Origin of the sequence: Paracoccus sp. Arc7-R13, assembly GCF_004010775.1 — a bacterium.
GTDB classification, from domain to species: domain Bacteria; phylum Pseudomonadota; class Alphaproteobacteria; order Rhodobacterales; family Rhodobacteraceae; genus Paracoccus; species Paracoccus marcusii.
Genome location: NZ_CP034810.1, coordinates 3,102,558 through 3,121,753 on the forward strand (window position 1 = coordinate 3,102,558; position 19,196 = coordinate 3,121,753).

15 protein-coding genes and 2 tRNA genes are annotated in these 19,196 nt (G+C 65.3%); 2 read left to right on the top strand and 15 right to left on the bottom strand.

Features of this window, described 5'->3' with window-relative positions:
* Positions 1-26: 26 nt before the first annotated feature.
* The 13 genes from EOJ32_RS15395 to rlmB form a co-directional block, all read right to left on the bottom strand.
* Positions 27-398, bottom strand: coding sequence for a hypothetical protein (locus EOJ32_RS15395; protein ID WP_045981372.1), 372 nt, complete (start codon positions 396-398; stop codon positions 27-29).
* Positions 399-512: 114 nt separating this feature from the next.
* Positions 513-4,751 carry a DNA-directed RNA polymerase subunit beta' gene (gene rpoC, locus EOJ32_RS15400; protein WP_045981373.1) on the bottom strand — a complete coding sequence of 1,413 codons (4,239 nt, stop codon included), beginning with the start codon at positions 4,749-4,751 and terminating at the stop codon, positions 513-515.
* A 52-nt stretch (positions 4,752-4,803) separates the two neighbouring features.
* Positions 4,804-8,949 (bottom strand): DNA-directed RNA polymerase subunit beta, encoded by a 4,146-nt coding sequence (gene rpoB / locus EOJ32_RS15405; RefSeq protein ID WP_046001340.1) that lies wholly within the window; start codon positions 8,947-8,949, stop codon positions 4,804-4,806.
* Positions 8,950-9,177: 228 nt separating this feature from the next.
* Positions 9,178-9,549 (bottom strand): 50S ribosomal protein L7/L12, encoded by a 372-nt coding sequence (gene rplL / locus EOJ32_RS15410; protein WP_042249114.1) that lies wholly within the window; start codon positions 9,547-9,549, stop codon positions 9,178-9,180.
* Between the two features lie 65 nt (positions 9,550-9,614).
* The gene (rplJ, locus tag EOJ32_RS15415) at positions 9,615-10,130 is read right to left on the bottom strand and encodes a 50S ribosomal protein L10 (RefSeq protein WP_045981375.1); all 516 of its coding nucleotides are present in this window, start codon (positions 10,128-10,130) and stop codon (positions 9,615-9,617) included.
* A 236-nt stretch (positions 10,131-10,366) separates the two neighbouring features.
* Positions 10,367-11,065, bottom strand: a complete 699-nt coding sequence (rplA, locus tag EOJ32_RS15420) for a 50S ribosomal protein L1 (RefSeq protein ID WP_046001339.1) — start codon at positions 11,063-11,065, stop codon at positions 10,367-10,369.
* A gap of 2 nt (positions 11,066-11,067) precedes the next feature.
* Positions 11,068-11,520, bottom strand: coding sequence for a 50S ribosomal protein L11 (gene rplK, locus EOJ32_RS15425; RefSeq protein ID WP_045981377.1), 453 nt, complete (start codon positions 11,518-11,520; stop codon positions 11,068-11,070).
* Between the two features lie 76 nt (positions 11,521-11,596).
* The gene (nusG, locus tag EOJ32_RS15430; protein WP_045981378.1) at positions 11,597-12,133 is read right to left on the bottom strand and encodes a transcription termination/antitermination protein NusG; all 537 of its coding nucleotides are present in this window, start codon (positions 12,131-12,133) and stop codon (positions 11,597-11,599) included.
* A 172-nt stretch (positions 12,134-12,305) separates the two neighbouring features.
* Positions 12,306-12,500 carry a preprotein translocase subunit SecE gene (gene secE / locus EOJ32_RS15435; protein WP_042249102.1) on the bottom strand — a complete coding sequence of 65 codons (195 nt, stop codon included), beginning with the start codon at positions 12,498-12,500 and terminating at the stop codon, positions 12,306-12,308.
* Positions 12,501-12,597: 97 nt separating this feature from the next.
* Positions 12,598-12,673 (bottom strand) — tRNA-Trp (locus EOJ32_RS15440).
* A 55-nt stretch (positions 12,674-12,728) separates the two neighbouring features.
* Entirely contained in the window at positions 12,729-13,160 is a 432-nt protein-coding gene (locus EOJ32_RS15445; protein ID WP_045981379.1) for a CoA-binding protein, read from the bottom strand.
* Between the two features lie 206 nt (positions 13,161-13,366).
* Entirely contained in the window at positions 13,367-13,768 is a 402-nt protein-coding gene (locus EOJ32_RS15450; protein WP_045981380.1) for a YHS domain-containing (seleno)protein, read from the bottom strand.
* Positions 13,769-13,857: 89 nt separating this feature from the next.
* Positions 13,858-14,661: a 23S rRNA (guanosine(2251)-2'-O)-methyltransferase RlmB gene (rlmB, locus tag EOJ32_RS15455; protein WP_045981381.1), complete on the bottom strand. Its 804-nt coding sequence runs from the start codon at positions 14,659-14,661 to the stop codon at positions 13,858-13,860.
* Positions 14,662-14,785: 124 nt separating this feature from the next.
* Between rlmB and EOJ32_RS15460 the strand changes: the two genes are divergently transcribed.
* Together EOJ32_RS15460 and EOJ32_RS15465 are read left to right on the top strand one after the other, a co-directional pair.
* A tRNA-Tyr gene (locus EOJ32_RS15460) sits at positions 14,786-14,869 on the top strand.
* Positions 14,870-14,985: 116 nt separating this feature from the next.
* Positions 14,986-15,987, top strand: a complete 1,002-nt coding sequence (locus EOJ32_RS15465; protein WP_127899138.1) for a hypothetical protein — start codon at positions 14,986-14,988, stop codon at positions 15,985-15,987.
* Here EOJ32_RS15465 and EOJ32_RS15470 read toward each other — a convergent pair.
* A complete protein-coding gene (locus EOJ32_RS15470; RefSeq protein WP_127899139.1) occupies positions 15,984-16,220 on the bottom strand; it encodes a DUF3253 domain-containing protein in 237 nt (78 codons plus the stop codon). The two genes, EOJ32_RS15465 and EOJ32_RS15470, sit on opposite strands and share 4 nt — an antisense overlap.
* Positions 16,217-19,114 (bottom strand): isoleucine--tRNA ligase, encoded by a 2,898-nt coding sequence (gene ileS, locus EOJ32_RS15475; protein ID WP_127899140.1) that lies wholly within the window; start codon positions 19,112-19,114, stop codon positions 16,217-16,219. The genes EOJ32_RS15470 and ileS overlap by 4 nt, the downstream gene beginning before the upstream one ends.
* Positions 19,115-19,196 lie beyond the last annotated feature (82 nt).

The following is a 19,196-nucleotide window of genomic DNA, read 5'->3' on the forward strand; positions in this document are numbered from 1 at the left end:
GATGGCAGGGGGCTTGCGGCGACGGGTCAGGCCGCCGGAGGATCCCCGCTGTCGGCATCCTGCGCGGGGTGCCGCAACCGCCCTGCCCGTGCGGGACGCGGTGCGGGCACGGATGTCGGCTGCGCCTTGGACCGGTCGATCGACACTCGCGCATCGGCATTGCCGACAGTGACAGGATGCTGACGCAACAGGCCCCGATCGGCCTGATTGCCGACTCCGCCATCGGTGTCACACACGGAAGGCTGGACCATGCCGACAATCGGACGACGCTGGCCCTTCCGCATCGTGAGGGGTTCGGAATGGCGGCCCATGCGGGCCTGGGCGTCTCGTGCCACGATCTGCAACCCGCCCTGCACCGGCAGGGGGAAACGGCACAGACCCAGGGCTTGCATGCGCATCACGGTTCCTTGAACGGCAGATGCAGTATGTGCAGCCCGCAAGGGCGGTCAACCCAAAAGACAAAGGCCCGGCACTGGGTGCCGGGCCTTTGCATCATCAGTCAGGCGTCGCGATCAATCGTCGCTGCCGTCCTGCGGCAGATCCACCGGATCGGCCGCCGGGGTGGCGAAGGACGGCTCGGGCGCGGCCAGGGCTGCGGCAGCCTCGGCCTCGGCGCGGCGTGCCTCGATCACCTCGGCGTCGCGTTCGGTCGCGATGCGGCGAACGCGCGTGGTCGCACCACCGGTGCCCGCCGGGATCAGGCGGCCCACGATGACGTTCTCCTTGAGACCGACCAGCTTGTCGCGCTTGCCTTGGACGGCAGCCTCGGTCAGCACGCGGGTCGTCTCCTGGAAGGAGGCGGCCGAGATGAAGCTGCGGGTCTGCAGGCTGGCCTTGGTGATGCCCAGCAGGACAGGCTCGCCCGTGGCGGGACGTCCGCCGCGTGCCTCGATCTTGGCGTTCTCCTCGACGAACTCGTCACGCTCGACGTTCTCGCCCTTCAGCAGCGTGGTGTCGCCGCCGTCCAGGATCTCGATCTTCTGCAGCATCTGGCGAACGATCACCTCGATGTGCTTGTCGTTGATCTTCACGCCCTGCAGTCGATAGACGTCCTGCACCTCGTCGATGAGATAGTCGGCCAAGGCCTCGATCCCCATGATGCGCAGGATGTCATGCGGCGCAGGATTGCCGTCCATGATGTAGTCACCCTTCTGCACGAAGTCGCCTTCCTGCACCGGGATGTGCTTGCCTTTCGGCACCATGTACTCGACGGGGGTCAGACCCTCCTCGGACGGCTCCAGCGTGATGCGGCGCTTGTTCTTGTAGTCCTTGCCGAAGCGGACATAGCCGTCGATCTCGGCGATGATCGCGTGATCCTTGGGACGACGCGCCTCGAACAGTTCCGCCACGCGCGGCAGACCACCGGTGATGTCCTTGGTCCGCGCGCCTTCGCGCGGGATGCGGGCCACCACGTCGCCGGGCTTGATCTCCTGGCCGTCCTCGATCGACAGCACGGCATCCACCGACATCGGATAGCTGACCGGGTTGCCCTGGTCGTTGCGCACCGGTTCGCCGTTGGCGTCCATGATGATGATCTCGGGCTTGAGGTCGTTGCCCTTGGGGGCCGACCGCCAGTCGGTGACGATCTTCTGGGTCATGCCCGTCGCATCGTCGGTCTCGTCGCGGACCGAGATCCCCGACAGCAGGTCGACGAACTTGGCGATGCCGCCCTTCTCCGCGATGATCGGCAGGGTATAGGGGTCCCATTCGAACAGCTTCGCGCCGCGGATGACCCGCTCGCCTTCCTTCACGAACAGCTTGGAGCCGTAGAACAGCTTGTGGCTGGCGCGCTCCTGCCCCTGATCGTCCATGACCAGAATCTGCATGTTGCGCGACATCACGACCTGCTCGCCATTGGCGTTTTCCAGGATGCTCTCGTTGCGGAAGGCGATCGTACCCTCGTGCGAGGCGGCCTGGAACGACTGCTGGCCACCCTGCGCGATGCCGCCGATGTGGAAGGTCCGCATCGTCAGCTGGGTGCCCGGTTCGCCGATCGACTGCGCGGCGATGATGCCGACAGCCTCGCCGATGTTGACCAGCGTGCCGCGGGCCAGATCGCGGCCATAGCACAGCGCGCAGATCCCGTCCTCGGATTCGCAGGTCAGCGCCGAACGGATGCGCACGGACTGCACGCCCGCCGCCTCGATGGCGTCGGCCTTGCGTTCGTCGATCACCTCGTTGGCGCGGACGATGATCTCGTCCTCGCCCGGCACCAGCACGTCCTCGGCCGCGGTCCGGCCTAGCACGCGCTCGGCCAGCGGGCTGATGACCTCGCCGTCGTTCACGGCGGCGGATGCGGTGATCGCGCGCTCGGTTCCGCAGTCATGCTCGCGGATGATGCAGTCCTGGGCGACGTCGACCAGACGACGCGTCAGATAGCCCGAGTTCGCGGTCTTCAACGCGGTGTCCGACAGACCCTTCCGGGCGCCGTGGGTCGAGTTGAAGTATTCAAGAACGGTCAGACCTTCCTTGAAGTTCGAGATGATCGGCGTCTCGATGATCTCGCCCGACGGCTTGGCCATCAGGCCCCGCATGCCGCCCAGCTGCTTCATCTGGTTGACCGAACCCCGCGCACCGGAATGCGCCATCATGTAGACAGAGTTCGGCTCCATCTCGGCGCCGTTCTCGTCGCGCTTGTTGGCCGAGATGGTGGACATCATGGCCTCGGTCACGCGGTCGTTGCACTTCGACCAGGCGTCCACGACCTTGTTGTACTTCTCGCCCTGGGTGATCAGGCCGTCCAGATACTGCTGTTCGAACTCCTTCACCTGCTCCTGGACCTCGCCGACGATGGTCCACTTGGTGTCGGGCACGACCATGTCGTCCTTGCCGAAGCTGATGCCGGCACGGAAGGCCTCGCGGAAGCCCAGACCCATGATCTGGTCGCAGAAGATCACCGATTCCTTCTGGCCGCAGTAGCGGTAGACGGTGTCGATGACGACCTGCACGTCCTTCTTGCGCAGCAGGCGGTTGACCAGCTCGAACGGCGCCTTGGCGTTCAGCGGCAGCAGACCGCCAAGCCGCAGGCGGCCCGGGGTGGTCTCGAAACGCTTCCAGACCTCGTTGCCGTTCTGGTCGATCTGCTTCAGGCGCGCCTGGATCTTGGCGTGCAGATGCACCTCGCCGGCGGCCAGGGCATGCTCGACCTCGTCGATGTTGGCAAAGGCCATGCCCTCGCCCTTCATGCCGTCACGCTGCATCGAGACGTAGTACAGGCCCAGGATCATGTCCTGCGACGGCACGATGATCGGCGCGCCGTTGGCGGGCGACAGCACGTTGTTCGTCGACATCATCAGGACGCGCGCTTCCAGCTGCGCCTCCAGCGACAGGGGCACGTGCACGGCCATCTGGTCGCCGTCGAAGTCGGCGTTGAAGGCCGAACAGACCAGCGGGTGCAGCTGGATCGCCTTGCCCTCGATCAGGATCGGCTCGAATGCCTGGATGCCAAGACGGTGCAGCGTGGGCGCACGGTTCAGCAGGACCGGGTGCTCGCGGATGACCTCGTCCAGGATGTCCCAGACTTCGGGGCGCTCCTTCTCGACCAGCTTCTTGGCCTGCTTGACGGTGCTGGACAGACCCTTCGCCTCAAGCCGCGAATAAATGAACGGCTTGAACAGCTCCAGGGCCATCTTCTTCGGCAGGCCGCACTGATGCAGCTTCAGCTCGGGACCGGTCACGATGACCGAACGACCCGAAAAGTCGACGCGCTTGCCCAGAAGGTTCTGGCGGAAGCGGCCCTGTTTGCCCTTCAGCATGTCGGACAGCGACTTCAGCGGGCGACGGTTGTTCCCGGTGATGACGCGGCCGCGACGGCCGTTGTCGAACAGCGCGTCGACCGATTCCTGCAGCATGCGCTTTTCGTTGCGCACGATGATGTCGGGCGCACGCAGCTCGATCAGCCGCTTGAGGCGGTTGTTGCGGTTGATGACGCGCCGATACAGGTCGTTCAGGTCCGACGTGGCGAACCGGCCGCCGTCCAGCGGGACCAGCGGGCGCAGTTCCGGCGGAATGACCGGGATCACGGTCAGGACCATCCATTCCGGACGGTTGCCCGATTCCAGGAAGCTCTCGACGATCTTCAGGCGCTTGATGATCTTCTTCGGCTTCAGCTCGCCGGTGGCGGCCTTCAGGTCCTCGCGCAGCTGGTCGGCGGTCGCCGCCAGGTCGATGTTCGACAGCATCGCACGGATGGCCTCGGCACCGATATCCGCCTGGAAGGCGTCGGCACCGAAGTTGTCCTGCGCGTCCAGGAACTCTTCCTCGGACAGCAGCTGGCCATAGGTCAGGTCGGTCAGACCCGGCTCGATAACGACATAGTTCTCGAAGTAGAGGATCCGCTCCAGATCGCGCAGCGTCATGTCCAGCATCAGGCCGATGCGCGACGGCAGCGACTTCAGGAACCAGATATGCGCGACCGGCGCGGCCAGTTCGATATGGCCCATCCGCTCGCGGCGGACCTTCTGCAGGGTCACCTCGACGCCGCATTTCTCGCAGACCAGGCCGCGATACTTCATGCGCTTGTACTTGCCGCACAGGCACTCATAGTCCTTGATCGGACCAAATATGCGCGCGCAGAACAGGCCGTCACGCTCGGGCTTGAACGTGCGGTAGTTGATGGTCTCGGGCTTCTTCACCTCGCCGAAGGACCAGGCCAGAATTTCTTCGGGCGAGGCCAGCGAGATCTTGATTTCATTGAACTGCCGCGGCGGGGCCAGCGGGTTCAGGGGGTTGGTGGCGAGTTCCTGGTTCATTCTCAATTCCTAATGAAGGGCACGGAGGAAGGGGTGGTGAGGGCGCGGGCCCTCACTCCTCCTCGTCCGCATCCAGGAGTTCCATGTTGAGGCCCAGACCCCGGACCTCCTTGACCAGCACGTTGAACGATTCCGGCACGCCCGCCTCGAAGTTGTCCTCGCCCTTGACGATGGACTCATAGACCTTCGTGCGGCCGGCGACGTCGTCCGACTTGACCGTCAGCATTTCCTGCAGCGTGTAGGCCGCGCCATAGGCTTCCAGGGCCCAGACCTCCATCTCGCCAAGACGCTGGCCGCCGAACTGGGCCTTGCCGCCCAGGGGCTGCTGCGTGACCAGCGAGTACGGACCCGTGGAACGCGCGTGCATCTTGTCGTCGACCAGGTGGTGCAGCTTCAGGACGTACTTCATGCCCACGGTGACCTTGCGGGCGAACTGTTCGCCCGAACGGCCATCGAACACCACCGACTGGCCCGACGTGTCGAACCCGGCACGGGTCAGCGCGTCGTTGACGTCGGCCTCCTTGGCGCCGTCGAAGACCGGCGTCGCGATCGGCACGCCCGTGCGGACGGTGCCCGCATGCTCGCGCAGGGTCTCGTCGTCCAGGCCGTCGAACATCTCGGAATACAGCTCGTCGCCGTAACCGATGCGCATCGCCTCGCGGACCGGAGTCATGTCGCCGTTGCGGCGATACTCTTCCAGCGCCTCGTCGATCTTGAGGCCCAGGGCGCGGCTGGCCCAACCCATGTGGGTCTCCAGGATCTGACCCACGTTCATGCGCGACGGCACGCCCAGGGGGTTCAGAACCAGGTCGACGGGAGTGCCGTCCGCCAGGAACGGCATGTCCTCCATCGGGACGACCTTGGACACGACGCCCTTGTTGCCGTGACGACCGGCCATCTTGTCCCCCGCCTGAAGCTTGCGCTTCACGGCGACGAACACCTTGACCATCTTCATCACGCCCGGCGGCAGGTCGTCGCCCTGACGGACCTTCTCGACCTTGTCCTCGAAGCGGGCCTCCAGCAGCTTCTTCTGGGTGTCGTACTGACCGTTCAGCGCCTCGACATCCTTGGCGATGTCCTCTTCGCTGACGGCCAGCTGCCACCACTGGCCGCGGGACATGGTGCCCAGCAGCTCCTCGGTGATCTCCGTCCCCGACTTGATGCCTTTCGGCCCCTTCAGGGCGGTCTTGCCCAGGATCAGGGTCTTCAGACGCGCATAGATGTTGCGGTCCAGGATGCCCTGTTCGTCGTCGCGGTCGCGCGCCAGACGCTCGACTTCCTCGCGCTCGATCTGCAGGGCACGCTCGTCCTTGTCGACGCCGTGGCGGTTGAACACCCGGACCTCGACGATCGTGCCATAGGCACCCGGCGGCAGACGCAGCGAGGTGTCGCGGACGTCGGACGCCTTCTCACCGAAGATGGCACGCAGCAGCTTTTCTTCCGGCGTCATCGGGCTTTCGCCCTTGGGGGTGATCTTGCCCACCAGGATGTCACCCGGACCGCATTCGGCGCCGATATAGACGATGCCGGCTTCATCCAGGTTGCGCAGGGCTTCTTCGCCCACGTTCGGGATGTCACGGGTGATCTCTTCCGGCCCCAGCTTGGTGTCGCGGGCCGCAACCTCGTATTCATCGATATGGATCGAGGTGAACACATCATCGCGGTGGATCCGCTCGGAGATCAGGATCGAGTCCTCGTAGTTGTAGCCGTTCCACGGCATGAAGGCGACGACCACGTTCCGGCCGATCGCCAGTTCGCCCTGGTCGGTCGAGGGACCGTCCGCGATGACCTGGTTGGCCACGACTTTCTCTCCGACCTTCACCAGCGGGCGCTGGTTGATGGTCGAGGACTGGTTCGAACGCTTGAACTTGCGCAGACGATAGATGTCCACGCCCGCGTCGCCCGCGCCCATGTCCTCGGTCGCCCGGACCACGATCCGCTGCGCATCGACCTGGTCGATGATGCCGCCGCGGCGCGCCATGATCGCGGCGCCCGAATCGCGCGCCACGGTGGCTTCCATGCCGGTGCCCACGAACGGCGCCTCGGCACGCAGCAGAGGCACGGCCTGACGCTGCATGTTCGAGCCCATCAGCGCGCGGTTGGCGTCGTCATTCTCAAGGAACGGGATGAGCGCGGCCGCGACCGAAACCAGTTGCTTGGGCGACACGTCGATCAGGTCGACCGCATCTACCGGGTTCAGCATGAAGTCGCCCGACTGGCGGGTCGAGATCAGCTCGTCGGTGAAGTTGCCGTTCTCGTCCAGGGTCGCGTTGGCCTGCGCCACGGTGTGACGCATCTCCTCGGTCGCGGACATATAGACGACGTCGTCGGTCACGTGACCGTCGACCACCTTGCGATAGGGCGTCTCGATGAAGCCGTACTTGTTCACCCGTGCAAAGGTGGCAAGGCTGTTGATCAGGCCAATGTTCTGGCCTTCCGGCGTCTCGATCGGGCACATCCGGCCGTAATGGGTCGGGTGGACGTCGCGAACCTCGAAGCCTGCGCGTTCGCGTGTCAGACCGCCCGGCCCAAGGGCCGACAGGCGACGCTTGTGCGTCACTTCGGACAGCGGGTTCGTCTGGTCCATGAACTGCGACAGCTGGCTGGAGCCGAAGAATTCACGCACCGCCGCCGCTGCGGGTTTCGCGTTGATCAGGTCCTGCGGCATGACGGTGTCGATCTCGACGCCGGACATGCGCTCGCGGATGGCACGCTCCATGCGCAGCAGGCCGACACGGTACTGGTTCTCCATCAGCTCGCCGACCGAACGCACCCGGCGGTTGCCCAGGTGGTCGATGTCGTCGATCTCGCCCTTGCCGTCGCGCAGTTCGACCAGGCCGCTGATGCAGGACACGATGTCCTCGTGGCGCAGCGTGCGCTGCGTGTCAGGGGCGTCCAGATCAAGGCGCATGTTCATCTTGACCCGGCCCACGGCGGACAGGTCGTAACGCTCGCTGTCGAAGAACAGCGAGTTGAACAGGTTCGACGCGGCCTCGACGGTGGGCGGCTCGCCCGGGCGCATGACGCGATAGATGTCCATCAGCGCGCCTTCGCGGCCCATGTTCTTGTCGGCCGCCATCGTATTGCGGATGTAGGGACCCACGTTGACGTGGTCGATGTCCAGAACCGGCACGTCGGTGATGTCGTTGTCCAGCAGCACCTTCAGCAGGCCGCCGGTCATCTCGCCCTGCTTGTCGTATTCCGCGGTGATCTCGTCGCCGGCCTCGGCATAGATGAAGCCGGTCTGGTCGTTGACGATGTCCTTGGCGACGAAGCGGCCGACGATGCGCTCGAACGGGACGAACAGGTTCAGCTGCTCTTCGGATTCCAGCAGCTTCTTCACAAGGCGCGGGGTGACCTTCTCGCCGGCCTTCGTGATGACCTCGCCGGTATCGGCGTTCACCAGGTCATAGGCAGGCCGGGTGCCGCGCACGCGCTCCGGGAAGAACCGCGTCACCCAGCCCTGCTCGCGCCCCTCGCGGCGCAGGGAGTAGGTCACGGTCTCGTAGAACGCGTCCATGATCGCCTCCTGATCCATGCCCAGGGCATAGAGCAGCGTCGTCACCGGCAGCTTGCGGCGGCGGTCGATCCGAGCGAACACCAGGTCCTTGGCGTCAAATTCGAAGTCCAGCCACGAGCCGCGATAGGGAATGATGCGGCAGGCGAACAGCAGCTTGCCCGAGGAATGGGTCTTGCCGCGGTCATGGTCGAAGAACACGCCCGGGCTGCGGTGCATCTGGCTGACGACCACGCGCTCGGTGCCGTTCACGATGAACGTGCCGTTCGTCGTCATCAGGGGCATGTCGCCCATGAAGACGTCCTGCTCCTTGATGTCCTTGACGGATTTCGCCCCGGTGTTCTCGTCGACATCGAACACGATCAGACGCAGGGTGACCTTAAGCGGCGCGGCATAGGTCATGTCGCGCTGCTGGCACTCGTCCACGTCGTATTTCGGCTTCTCCAGCTCGTACTTGACGAACTCCAGCGTGGCCGTCTCGTTGAAGTCCTTGATCGGGAACACCGACTGGAACACGCCCTGGATGCCGTCACCATCGTTATGACCGCTGCCCTCGCCCGAGTTCAGGAACAGGTCATAGGAGGATTTCTGAACCTCGATCAGGTTCGGCATCTCCAGAACTTCACGGATGTTGCCATAATAGCGGCGGATCCGCTTTTGGCCGACATAAGCTTGCGCCATGGGGTCTTGTCACCTTTCGTCTTCGCGCGCGTCCGGGTCGGGGCCCCCGGAACGCACCTACGAATGCAGGGGTGAGGTTCCATTCGTGCCACGCGTCCCACCGCGCGGCTCCCGAACCTCGAACATGCCCTGAAGGAATGTCCGCCAGCCGGACCGCCCTTCAAGACAGGTTCGGCAGGGACCGGGAAACCCCGGACCCTGCCTGTCTTCAACCGATCAAAGGATCGATTACTTCAGCTCGACCTTGGCGCCGGCTGCTTCCAGCTTCTTCTTCACTTCTTCGGCGTCGGCCTTGGAAGCGCCTTCTTTGACCTTGCCGCCGGCTTCGACCAGGTCCTTGGCTTCTTTCAGGCCCAGACCGGTGATGCCGCGAACTTCCTTGATCACGTTGATCTTGTTGGCGCCGGCTTCGACCAGGACGACGTCGAATTCGGTCTTCTCTTCGGCGGCTTCTGCCGAAGCAGCGGGGCCAGCCATCATGACGGCGCCACCGGCAGCCGGCTCGATGCCGTACTCATCCTTCAGGATGGTCTTCAGTTCCTGGGCTTCCAGCAGGGTCAGGCCCACGATTTCTTCGGCGAGTTTCTTCAGATCAGCCATTTTTCCGTTCTTTCCAGTTAATGTTCCAACGTCGGGTCTTCAACCACCAGTCGGGAATAGGTTGCTTACGCAGCCTCACGTTCCTCGAGGGTCGTGAGGATGCTCGCGATGTTCGAAGCAGGCGCGCCAATGGCACCGGCGATGTTCGAAGCGGGCGCACCGAGGCACGACACGATCTGAGCGATCAGCTCATCACGCGACGGCATCGAGGCGACGGCTTTCACACCGGCCGGATCCAGGGCCGAACCACCCATCGCACCGCCCAGGATCACGAAACGATCGTTATCCTTGGCGTACTTGTCGGCGATCCGCGCAGCAGCGGTCGGATCCTCCGAATAGGTGATCACGGTCATGCCCGTCAGGTAGTCGGCGATGCTTGCGCAAGGCTTTCCTTCCAGGGCGATCTTGGCGAGCTTGTTCTTGGCAACGCGAACCGAACCACCCGCTTCGCGCATGCGCGCGCGGAGGTCCTGCATATGTGCAACCGTCATCCCCTCGTAGTGGGCAACCACCACGACGCCAGAGCTTTCGAAGATCTGGCCGAGTTCCTCGACCAGCTGTTCTTTCTGTGCTCTATCCACGGTTTCACTCCAAGTTGGGGGTTTCCCCCCGGCTCTCACTTTTCCCGGTCTCGAACGGGACCGGGTCGGGTCCGTTAGGGCAAGATCACCCGAAGGACTGGGCCTTCGGAAAAACGCTTCCCCATCTCAGGAAGGCAATTAAGCAAGGTTTCCCCCGCACCCTCCGTCTCGGACAGGACAGGGCCGCGTGCGGCCCCGCCATTCCCCGCCCTTGTCCGGCGGGGAAATTCCTGTGGTCAGTTCGCGGTCGCAGAGACCACGTCGATCGACACGCCCGGACCCATGGTCGAGCTGATCGAGACCTTTTTCATGTAGGTGCCCTTGGCACCCGTCGGCTTGGCGCGGCTGACTGCGTCCACGAAGGCGCGCAGGTTCTGGGCCAGCTTGTCCTCGTCGAACGAGACCTTGCCGATGCCGGCATGGACGACGCCCGCCTTCTCGGCCTTGAACTGGACTTCGCCGCCCTTGGCTGCTTCGACGGCCGATTTCACGTCCATCGTCACGGTGCCGACCTTGGGGTTCGGCATCAGGTTGCGCGGTCCCAGGATCTTGCCCAGACGGCCGACCAGCGGCATCATGTCCGGCGTCGCGATGCAACGGTCGAACTCGATCTTGCCGGACTGGATGGTCTCCATCAGGTCCTCGGCGCCGACGATGTCCGCACCGGCGGCCTTGGCTTCGTCAGCCTTGGGGCCACGGGCGAACACGGCGACGCGGACGTCCTTGCCGGTGCCTGCGGGCAGGGTCACCACGCCGCGGACCATCTGGTCGGCGTGACGCGGGTCGACGCCCAGGTTCAGCGCGATCTCGACGGTCTCGTCGAACTTGGCCGAGGCCTGTGCCTTGACCAGCTTGACGGCGTCCTCGACGGTCAGGTTGGCCTTGCCTTCGAAGGCGGCGCGGGCGGCGGTCTTCTTCTTGGAAACGTTTGCCATGATCAGCCCCTCACCTCGATGCCGATCGACCGGGCGGAACCGACGATGATCTTCATCGCGGCATCCACGTCGTTCGCCGACAGGTCCTTCATCTTGGTCTCGGCGATCTCGCGGATCTGCTTGACCGTCACGGTGCCTGCGGTGGCACGGCCCGGCTTGTCCGAACCCTTGGCGCGGTTGCGCTTGCCGACCGGCTTCAGGCCGGCTGCCTTTTTGAGCAGGAAGGACGCGGGCGGCGTCTTCGTCTCGAAGGTGAACGACTTGTCGGCATAATAGGTGATGACGACGGGCACGGGCGAACCCTGCTCCATCTCCTGGGTCTTGGCGTTGAACTCTTTGCAGAACGCCATGATATTGATGCCGCGCTGACCCAGGGCCGGGCCGACGGGGGGCGACGGGTTCGCTTGGCCCGCCTTGATCTGCAGCTTCAGGCTGCCAACAACTTTCTTGGCCATCTGGCCTTCTCCTTTGTCATCAAGCCCCGCGCGGGGGCCGATTTAGCGGTGCGGCCTCACGGCCTCCCGCAGCCGATCACGAAGATTTCGAAACCTGCGTGAATTCCAGTTCGACCGGCGTCGGCCGGCCAAAGATCGACACCGTCACCTTGATGCGCGAGGAAATCTCGTCGATCTCCTCGACCATCCCGGAGAACCCCTCGAACGGGCCGTCGGTCACGCTGACCTTTTCGCCCACGTCAAAGCGGATCAAGTTGCGCGGCGCGGCGGGTGCGCCGTCGTCCGAGCGGTGCAGCATCATGTTCACTTCGTCGTCGCGCATCGGCATCGGTTTGCCCTGCGCGCCCAGAAAGCCGGTGACGCGGTTGATCGAGTTGACCAGGTGATAGGTCCGGTCCGACATCTCCATGTGCACCAGCACATAGCCGGGCATGAAGCGGCGCTCGGACGTCACCTTCTTGCCGCGACGGATCTCGATCACTTCCTCGGTCGGGACCAGGACCTCGTCGATCTGGTCGTCCAGGCCCTTCTCGGCGACGGACTGGCGAATCGCCTCGGCGACCTTCTTTTCGAAGTTCGACAGGACGCTGACCGAATACCAACGTTTTGCCATGTCTCGATCGACCCCTGCTCATCTTTCGGGAATCACGCGGACAGCGCGCCAACCCTTTGAATTCCATGTCGTCCGGAAATATGCAAATCGGCGCGCATGCGCATTCGATGCACGCCGTGTCCCGGACAGTCGGGGGGAAATACCGCCCCCCGCCCGCAATTGCAAGCCCCGATCAGCCGCTGATCAGGCGCAGCCCCTGCGTCAGACCGGTGCGGATCGTCAGGTCGACCAGGAAGAAGAACAGGCTGGTGATCGAGGCGAAGATCAGGACCATGATGGTCGTGGTGATCACCTCGCGGCGCGTCGGCCAGGAAATCTTGGCGGCTTCGGCGCGGACCTGGTTGATGAACTGGACGGGATTGGCCACGGGCGGCTCCTTGGGCAAATGCGACCGCGGGTCTAGCCGGGCACGCCCGGCTTTTCAACCCTGATCGCGGTCAGGACGCAGGTCTGGCGGAAGGACCTGGCAGGGGCAGGGGGACTCGAACCCACGACCCTCGGTTTTGGAGACCGATGCTCTACCAACTGAGCTATACCCCTGAGGTCGGGCCTGATTAGTGCCACCCTGTCCGCCCGTCAAGCAGATATCGGACCGCTACAGATGGCGCGGAAACTCGATCTTGGGGCAGCGGTCCTGAACCACGGTGATGCCGCGTGCGCGGGCACGTTCGGCGGCCGCGTCGTCGCGCACGCCAAGCTGGGTCCAGATCACCTGCAGGTCGGGCAGATGGGCCAGCGCCTCGTCGACCACCTGCCCCACCGCGTCCGAGCGGCGGAAGATGTCGACAAGCTGCACCCCTTCGGCGGCCGGAATGTCGGCCAGCGTCGCATAGACGCGCTCTCCCAGGATGGTCTGGCCGTCGTGACCGGGATTGATCGGGATGACGCGGATGCCTTGGGACTGCAGATAGCGGGCGACGCCCCAGCTTGGCCGCGCCTCGTTGGGGGACAGGCCCACCATCGCCACGACCTTGGTGTCGCGGGCGATGCGCGCGATGTCGTGATCCTCGTCCGTGTGGATGTCCATGATCGTCCCTCCTCCGGGCCGCAGCCGCAGGTTGCAGCCTCTCATAGAAAAAGCGCCCGGTCCATACGATGGCCGGGCGCAAGTCGCGGAACGAGGGACAGTGATCTGGACATGACCGTTCCGGGGTCATGCCATGCGGTGTAAATGGGCATCAGGCAGAAAAGTTCCACCCCGCTCACGCATTTGTGATTCTTGTGTCGCCAGCGTCAGCGCCACAGGCGCTGAGCCTCTGCCACGATCCCGGCGGGGTCACTGGACAGGCGCCGTTCCGCGGCACCTGATTCCAGCAGGTACAGCCTGCCCGCCACCACCGCGAAGTGGCGCGGATCACCCATCTGCGGACGTCCGTCCACGATGGACACAGGGCACATCCCGTCCAGCGCCGGGGCAAAGGATCGCGGGTTGGCCTCGAACCGGGCGCGATTCTCCTCGGATGCGAAATGCCACAACTGGCCCTTCCACATCGTCGCGATGTCGCTGCGCCCCGGGGTCGGGCGACCGGCCTGCGCATAGCCCACCGGGTCGAACCCGCCCACGGCCCAGTCCTGCGCCGCCGCGGGAAGCGCGGCCGCAAGGCTGATCAGCAGGCACAGGACAGAGGCTTTCATGACGACTCGACGGTTGCGGTCCGGTCTACTTGACAGCAGCCGGACCAAATCTCAACGCGCGTGACATAATCGTCGCAGGGATGTGATATTCAGGCACGCCCCGCGGCATACAGGGCCACGGCGGCGGCATTCGATACGTTCAGCGACCCGAAATCGGCAGCAAAGGGAATCCGCGCGACATGGTCGCAGGTCTTCATCGTCAGCTCCCGCATGCCCGGCCCTTCGGCGCCCATCACCAGGCAGACCGCCCTGCCCGACAGGTCCGACATCAGGTCGGGCAATGATTCGGTGCCGGTGCCGTCCAGACCCACCAGGATGAAGCCCATGTTCTTCAGCTGAGTCAGCGCCTCGGCCAGGTTCGGCACGCGCAGATAGGGCTGACGCTCCAGCGCGCCCGACGCCGTCTTGGCCAGGGCGCCAGTCTCGGGGGCGGAATGGCGGTGCGGGGCGATGACCGCGCGCGCGCCGAACACCTCGGCCGACCGCAGGATCGCACCGACGTTGTGCGGGTCGGTCACCCGGTCCAGCGCGACCAGCAGCGGCCGCGTCTCTCCGGGAGCCTCGCGCAGCGCGACCTCGGACAGGCTGCCCCATTTCAGCGGCTTGACCTCCAGCGCAGCGCCCTGGTGGACGCTTTCGGCGGCCAGCCCCACGGCCTTGTCGAAGATGCGCGGATCGGTGATCTCGGGCTCCATCCCGTGCAGATCGCCAAGCCGGGCCAGCGCATTCTGGGTGACCACCAGGCGCAGCTTCTGGCGCACAGGGTTGGCCAGTGCGTCGCGGACCGCGTGCAGGCCGAACAGCCAGACCGTCTCGGCGGCGGCCGCGCGCCGGGCGCGTTCCTTGTCGATGACCCATGTGGGCTTCTTGGCGTTTCCGCTCTTGTCGGACATGCGCGGCCTCCTTTCCTTGTGGACCCTTCTCTGCGCGCAGGGCGCGCATCGCGCAAGCCCCGGAAATCCGCTTGACGCCCCCCGACGGGGCGGCTAATCACCCCGCACGCCGAAAGCGATCGGCGGGCGACGTGCTGCAAGGTGCGGCAGCGGACTGTAACTCCGCCGGGGAGACCCACGCCTGGTTCGATTCCAGGGTCGCCCACCACTTTCCCGGCATTCCGGATGATCAAGTGGTGGCAGGGACCATCCTTGCGGTGGGGCTTTTGCTGTCCCCGCACAATCGCTAGGCTGAACCCGATCACGTTCCGCAAAGGATGTCGGGTGCCCCCCAGGAAACTTAAGCAGCCCAATCTGCTGATCGTCGCCCAGGCCGGACGGCTGGAGTTCGAGGCCGTGATCTTCATGGCCAGCCTGCGCGCGCATGCCCCGGACTTCACGGGCACGGTGTTCATCGCCGAACCCACCCCCGACGGCGCCTGGAGCGGGCATGATACGGCCATATCCGACCCGTGCCGCCAACTGCTGACCGATTTCGGCGCCATGATCGTGCCGTTCACCGCGCGCCATTTCGGCGCCTCCTATCCCCAGGGCAACAAGATCGAGGCCCTGTCGGTCCTGCCTGCGGGCAAACCGTTCCTGTTTCTGGACACCGACACGCTAATCACCGGGCAACTGGACCGGGTCCGCTTCGACTTCGCCCGGCCATCCGCCTCGATGCGGCGCGAGGGGACCTGGCCCAAGCCGCCGCTTTACGGCCCGGGATATCACGGCATCTGGCAATCGCTTTACGACCGGTTCGGGTTGTCCTTCGCCCCCACGCTGGACCTGTCGCAGCCTGACGAACACTGGGAACGCTATCTTTACTTCAACGCAGGCTGGTTCTTCGGGTCCGACCCGGCAGAGTTCGGCCAGCGGTTCCTGGCCTGGGCGCTGGCCTTGCGCGACAGCCCGCATGACGCATTGGCCTGCCAGGTGATGGACCCGTGGCTGGACCAGGCGGTGCTGCCGCTGGTCATCCACAGCCTGGGCGGCGGGCGGCCCGGCCCTGCGCTGGACGGTCTGGACGGCGACGTGACCTGCCATTACCGCCGGCTGCCGCTCCTCTATGCCCGCGACCCCGAGGCCGCGATCACCGCGCTGGAGGGCGCCGTCGCCGCCAAGAAGGTCAAGCGCGTGCTGCGGGAGTGGGAGCCTGCGCGCAAGCTGATCTATCAGGACAAGGGACGCCAGAAGGTGCGCCCGATCTTTGCCGACAGGCCGACCCCTGCCCCGGAAAAGACGATTCGCAACCAGTTGAAGGCACGGGGGTGGTGGCTGGTCTAGCGCCGCGCCAATCGGATCGGGCCGCGCGGATCGGGCCCCACGGGGCGCCCCTTCTGCAGGACGGCGATGTTCCCCTCCGCCGCCATCTGCAGCGCCAGCCGCCGCAGCGGGTCCATCAGCGGGCGCCAGTCATCGGCCAGATCGCGGGCGATCCGGCTGGGGCAGCAGGTCGTGCCCGGCCGCAACCGGGCGACCTGCGCAAGGATCGCCCCGCGCAGGTCGTCATCGGTCATCCCAGGGCCGCGTCGCAGCGCGCGCAGACGCCCGGATGGGCATGCGTGCCGACATCGGGCAGGATCTTCCAGCAGCGCTGGCATTTCTCGCCCTCGGCGGTCTCGAAGACGACGCCGATGCCCGGGGTCTCGGCCATGCGGAACGCCTCGGTGGGCGCGGGGTCCGCGGTCAGCGACAGGTCCGACGTGATGCACACATCCGCGAAGGCCACCGACTTCAGCGCGGCCAGCATCTGGGCATCCTCGACATGGACGACGGGCGCGGCCTCCAGGCTGGCGCCGATGGTCTTGTCGGTCCGCTTGACCTCCAGCGCGGCGGTCACCACGCGGCGGGCGCGGCGGACATGCTCCCATTTCGCGGCCAGCGGTTCGTTGAGCCAATCGGCGGGGGTCTGCGCGAAATCATGCAGATGCACGCTGTCATCTTCGGACGGGAAGCGCGACAGCCAGACGTCCTCCATCGTGAAGGGCAGGATCGGCGCCAGCCAGGTCACCAGCCGATGGAACAGCAGGTCCAGCACCGCCCGCGCTGCCCGCCTGCGGTCGCTGTCCGCCGCGTCGCAGTACAGCGCGTCCTTGCGCACGTCGAAATAGAAGGCCGACAGATCGACGGTGCAGAACTGGAACAGCGTCTGGAACACGCCCTGGAAATCGAACGCCGCATAGCCCTGGCGGACCTGGTGGTCCAGCTGCGCCAGCCGGTGCAGCATCCACTGCTCCAGCTCGGGCATCTGGGCGGGCTCGATGCGTTCGGCATCGTCGAACCCGGCCAGCGCGCCCAGCAGGAAGCGCAGCGTGTTGCGCAGGCGGCGATAGCTGTCGGCGGTGCCCTTCAGGATCTCGGGGCCGATCCGCTGGTCGGCGGTATAATCGGCCTGCGCCACCCACAGGCGCAGGATGTCGGCGCCGTACTGTTCGATCACCTTGGCGGGCACGATGGTGTTGCCAAGCGACTTGGACATCTTCATGCCCTTCTCGTCCAGCGTGAAGCCATGCGTGACCACGTTGCGATAGGGCGCGCGGCCCTTGGTGGCTGACGCCTGCAGCAGTGACGACTGGAACCAGCCGCGATGCTGGTCGGTGCCTTCCAGATAGACGTCGGCGATCCCGTCCGGTGCGCCATCCTCGCGATCGCGCAGCACGAAGCTGTGGGTCGAGCCGCTGTCGAACCACACGTCCAGCACGTCCATGACCTGGTCATAGGCCTCGGGGTCTGCGATCCCGTCCAGCATCCGCGCCTTGAAGCCCGCGCTGTACCAGACATCCGCGCCATCCGCCTCGAAGGCCGCGACGATCCGGTCGTTCAGGCGCGCATCGCGCAGCAGGAAGTCGTCGTCGGTGGGCTTGGCGCCCTTCTTGACGAAGCAGGTCAGCGGCACGCCCCAGGCCCGCTGGCGCGACAGCACCCAGTCGGGGCGGTTCTCGACCATGGAATGGATGCGGTTGCGCCCGGTCTTGGGCCACCACTTGACCAGCTGGTCGATCGAGGTCAGCGCCCGCGCCCGGATCGTGTCGCCATGCTGGCCCAGCCCGTCGTCCAAGGGCTTGTCGATGGCCGCGAACCACTGGGGCGTGTTGCGATAGATCAGCGGCGCCTTGGACCGCCAGCTGTGCGGATAGGAGTGCTTGATCTTGCCCTTGGCCAGCAGCGCCCCGGCCCAGGCCAGCTGCTTGATGACGCTGACATTGGCCGGGCCGTCCTTGCCGTCGGGCGCCACGATCGCCTCGCCGCCGAAGATCGGCAGGTCCTTGCGATAGCTGCCGTCCGGCTCGACATTGTAGGTCATCGGCAGCTTGAAGCGCAGGCCCAGCTGATAGTCGTCGTCGCCATGGCTGGGCGCGGTGTGGACGAAGCCCGTCCCCGCCTCGTCGGTGACATGATCGCCGGGCAGCATGGGGACGTCGTAATCCCACTCGCCCGCGCCTCCCTCGACTCCGCGCAGGGGGTGGGACAGGATCAGCCCGTCCAGATCGGCCGCGGTCACGTCCGCCGCGCGGGTGAAGCCTGTGACCTTGGCCTGCGCCATCACCCCCCCGGCCAGCGCATCGGCCAGCACCAGACGCTCTCCGGCGACGGCGGTCGAGCCTTCGGCCACGGCAGCGACCTGATAGAGGCCATAGGCGATCTGAGGGTTGAACGCGACGGCGCGGTTCTGCGGGATGGTCCAGGGGGTGGTGGTCCAGATGACGACCTTGGCGTCCGATAGGGCGCCCTGCCCCTGCACCCCGAACCGCACCCAGATCGTGTGGCTGGTATGGTCGTGATACTCGACCTCGGCCTCTGCCAGGGCGGTCTTTTCCACGGGCGACCACATCACCGGCTTGGACCCCTGATAGAGGGACCCGTTCATCACCAGCTTCATGAACTCGGCCGCGATGACGGCCTCGGCGTGGTAGTCCATCGTCAGATAGGGCCGGTCCCAGGCCCCAGTCACGCCCAGGCGCTTGAACTCCTCGCGCTGGATGTCGACCCATTCATCCGCAAAGCGGCGGCATTCCTGGCGGAACTCGACCATGTCGACCGCGTCCTTGTCGCGGCCTTCCTTGCGGTACTTCTCCTCGATCTTCCATTCGATCGGCAGGCCGTGACAGTCCCAGCCCGGCACATAGCGCGCATCGAAACCCATCATCTGGTGCGACCGCACGACGATGTCCTTGATGGTCTTGTTCAGCGCGTGGCCGATATGCAGATGCCCGTTGGCATAAGGCGGGCCATCATGCAGCACGAACGGCTTGCGCCCCGCCGCGGTGGACCGCAGGCGGTCATAGACGCCGATGCGCGCCCACCGCTCCAGCCATTCGGGTTCGCGCGCAGGTAGGCCCGCACGCATCGGAAACTCGGTCTGGGGCAGAAAGACGGTATCGCGGTAATCGGGCTGCGTGGCGTCGGCCATCGGGGCGTTCCTTTGAGAGATGTTCGGACAAGACTGACCCGGCGGCGTGAAACCTCACGCCACCGGGCTGCTAATTCGAGAT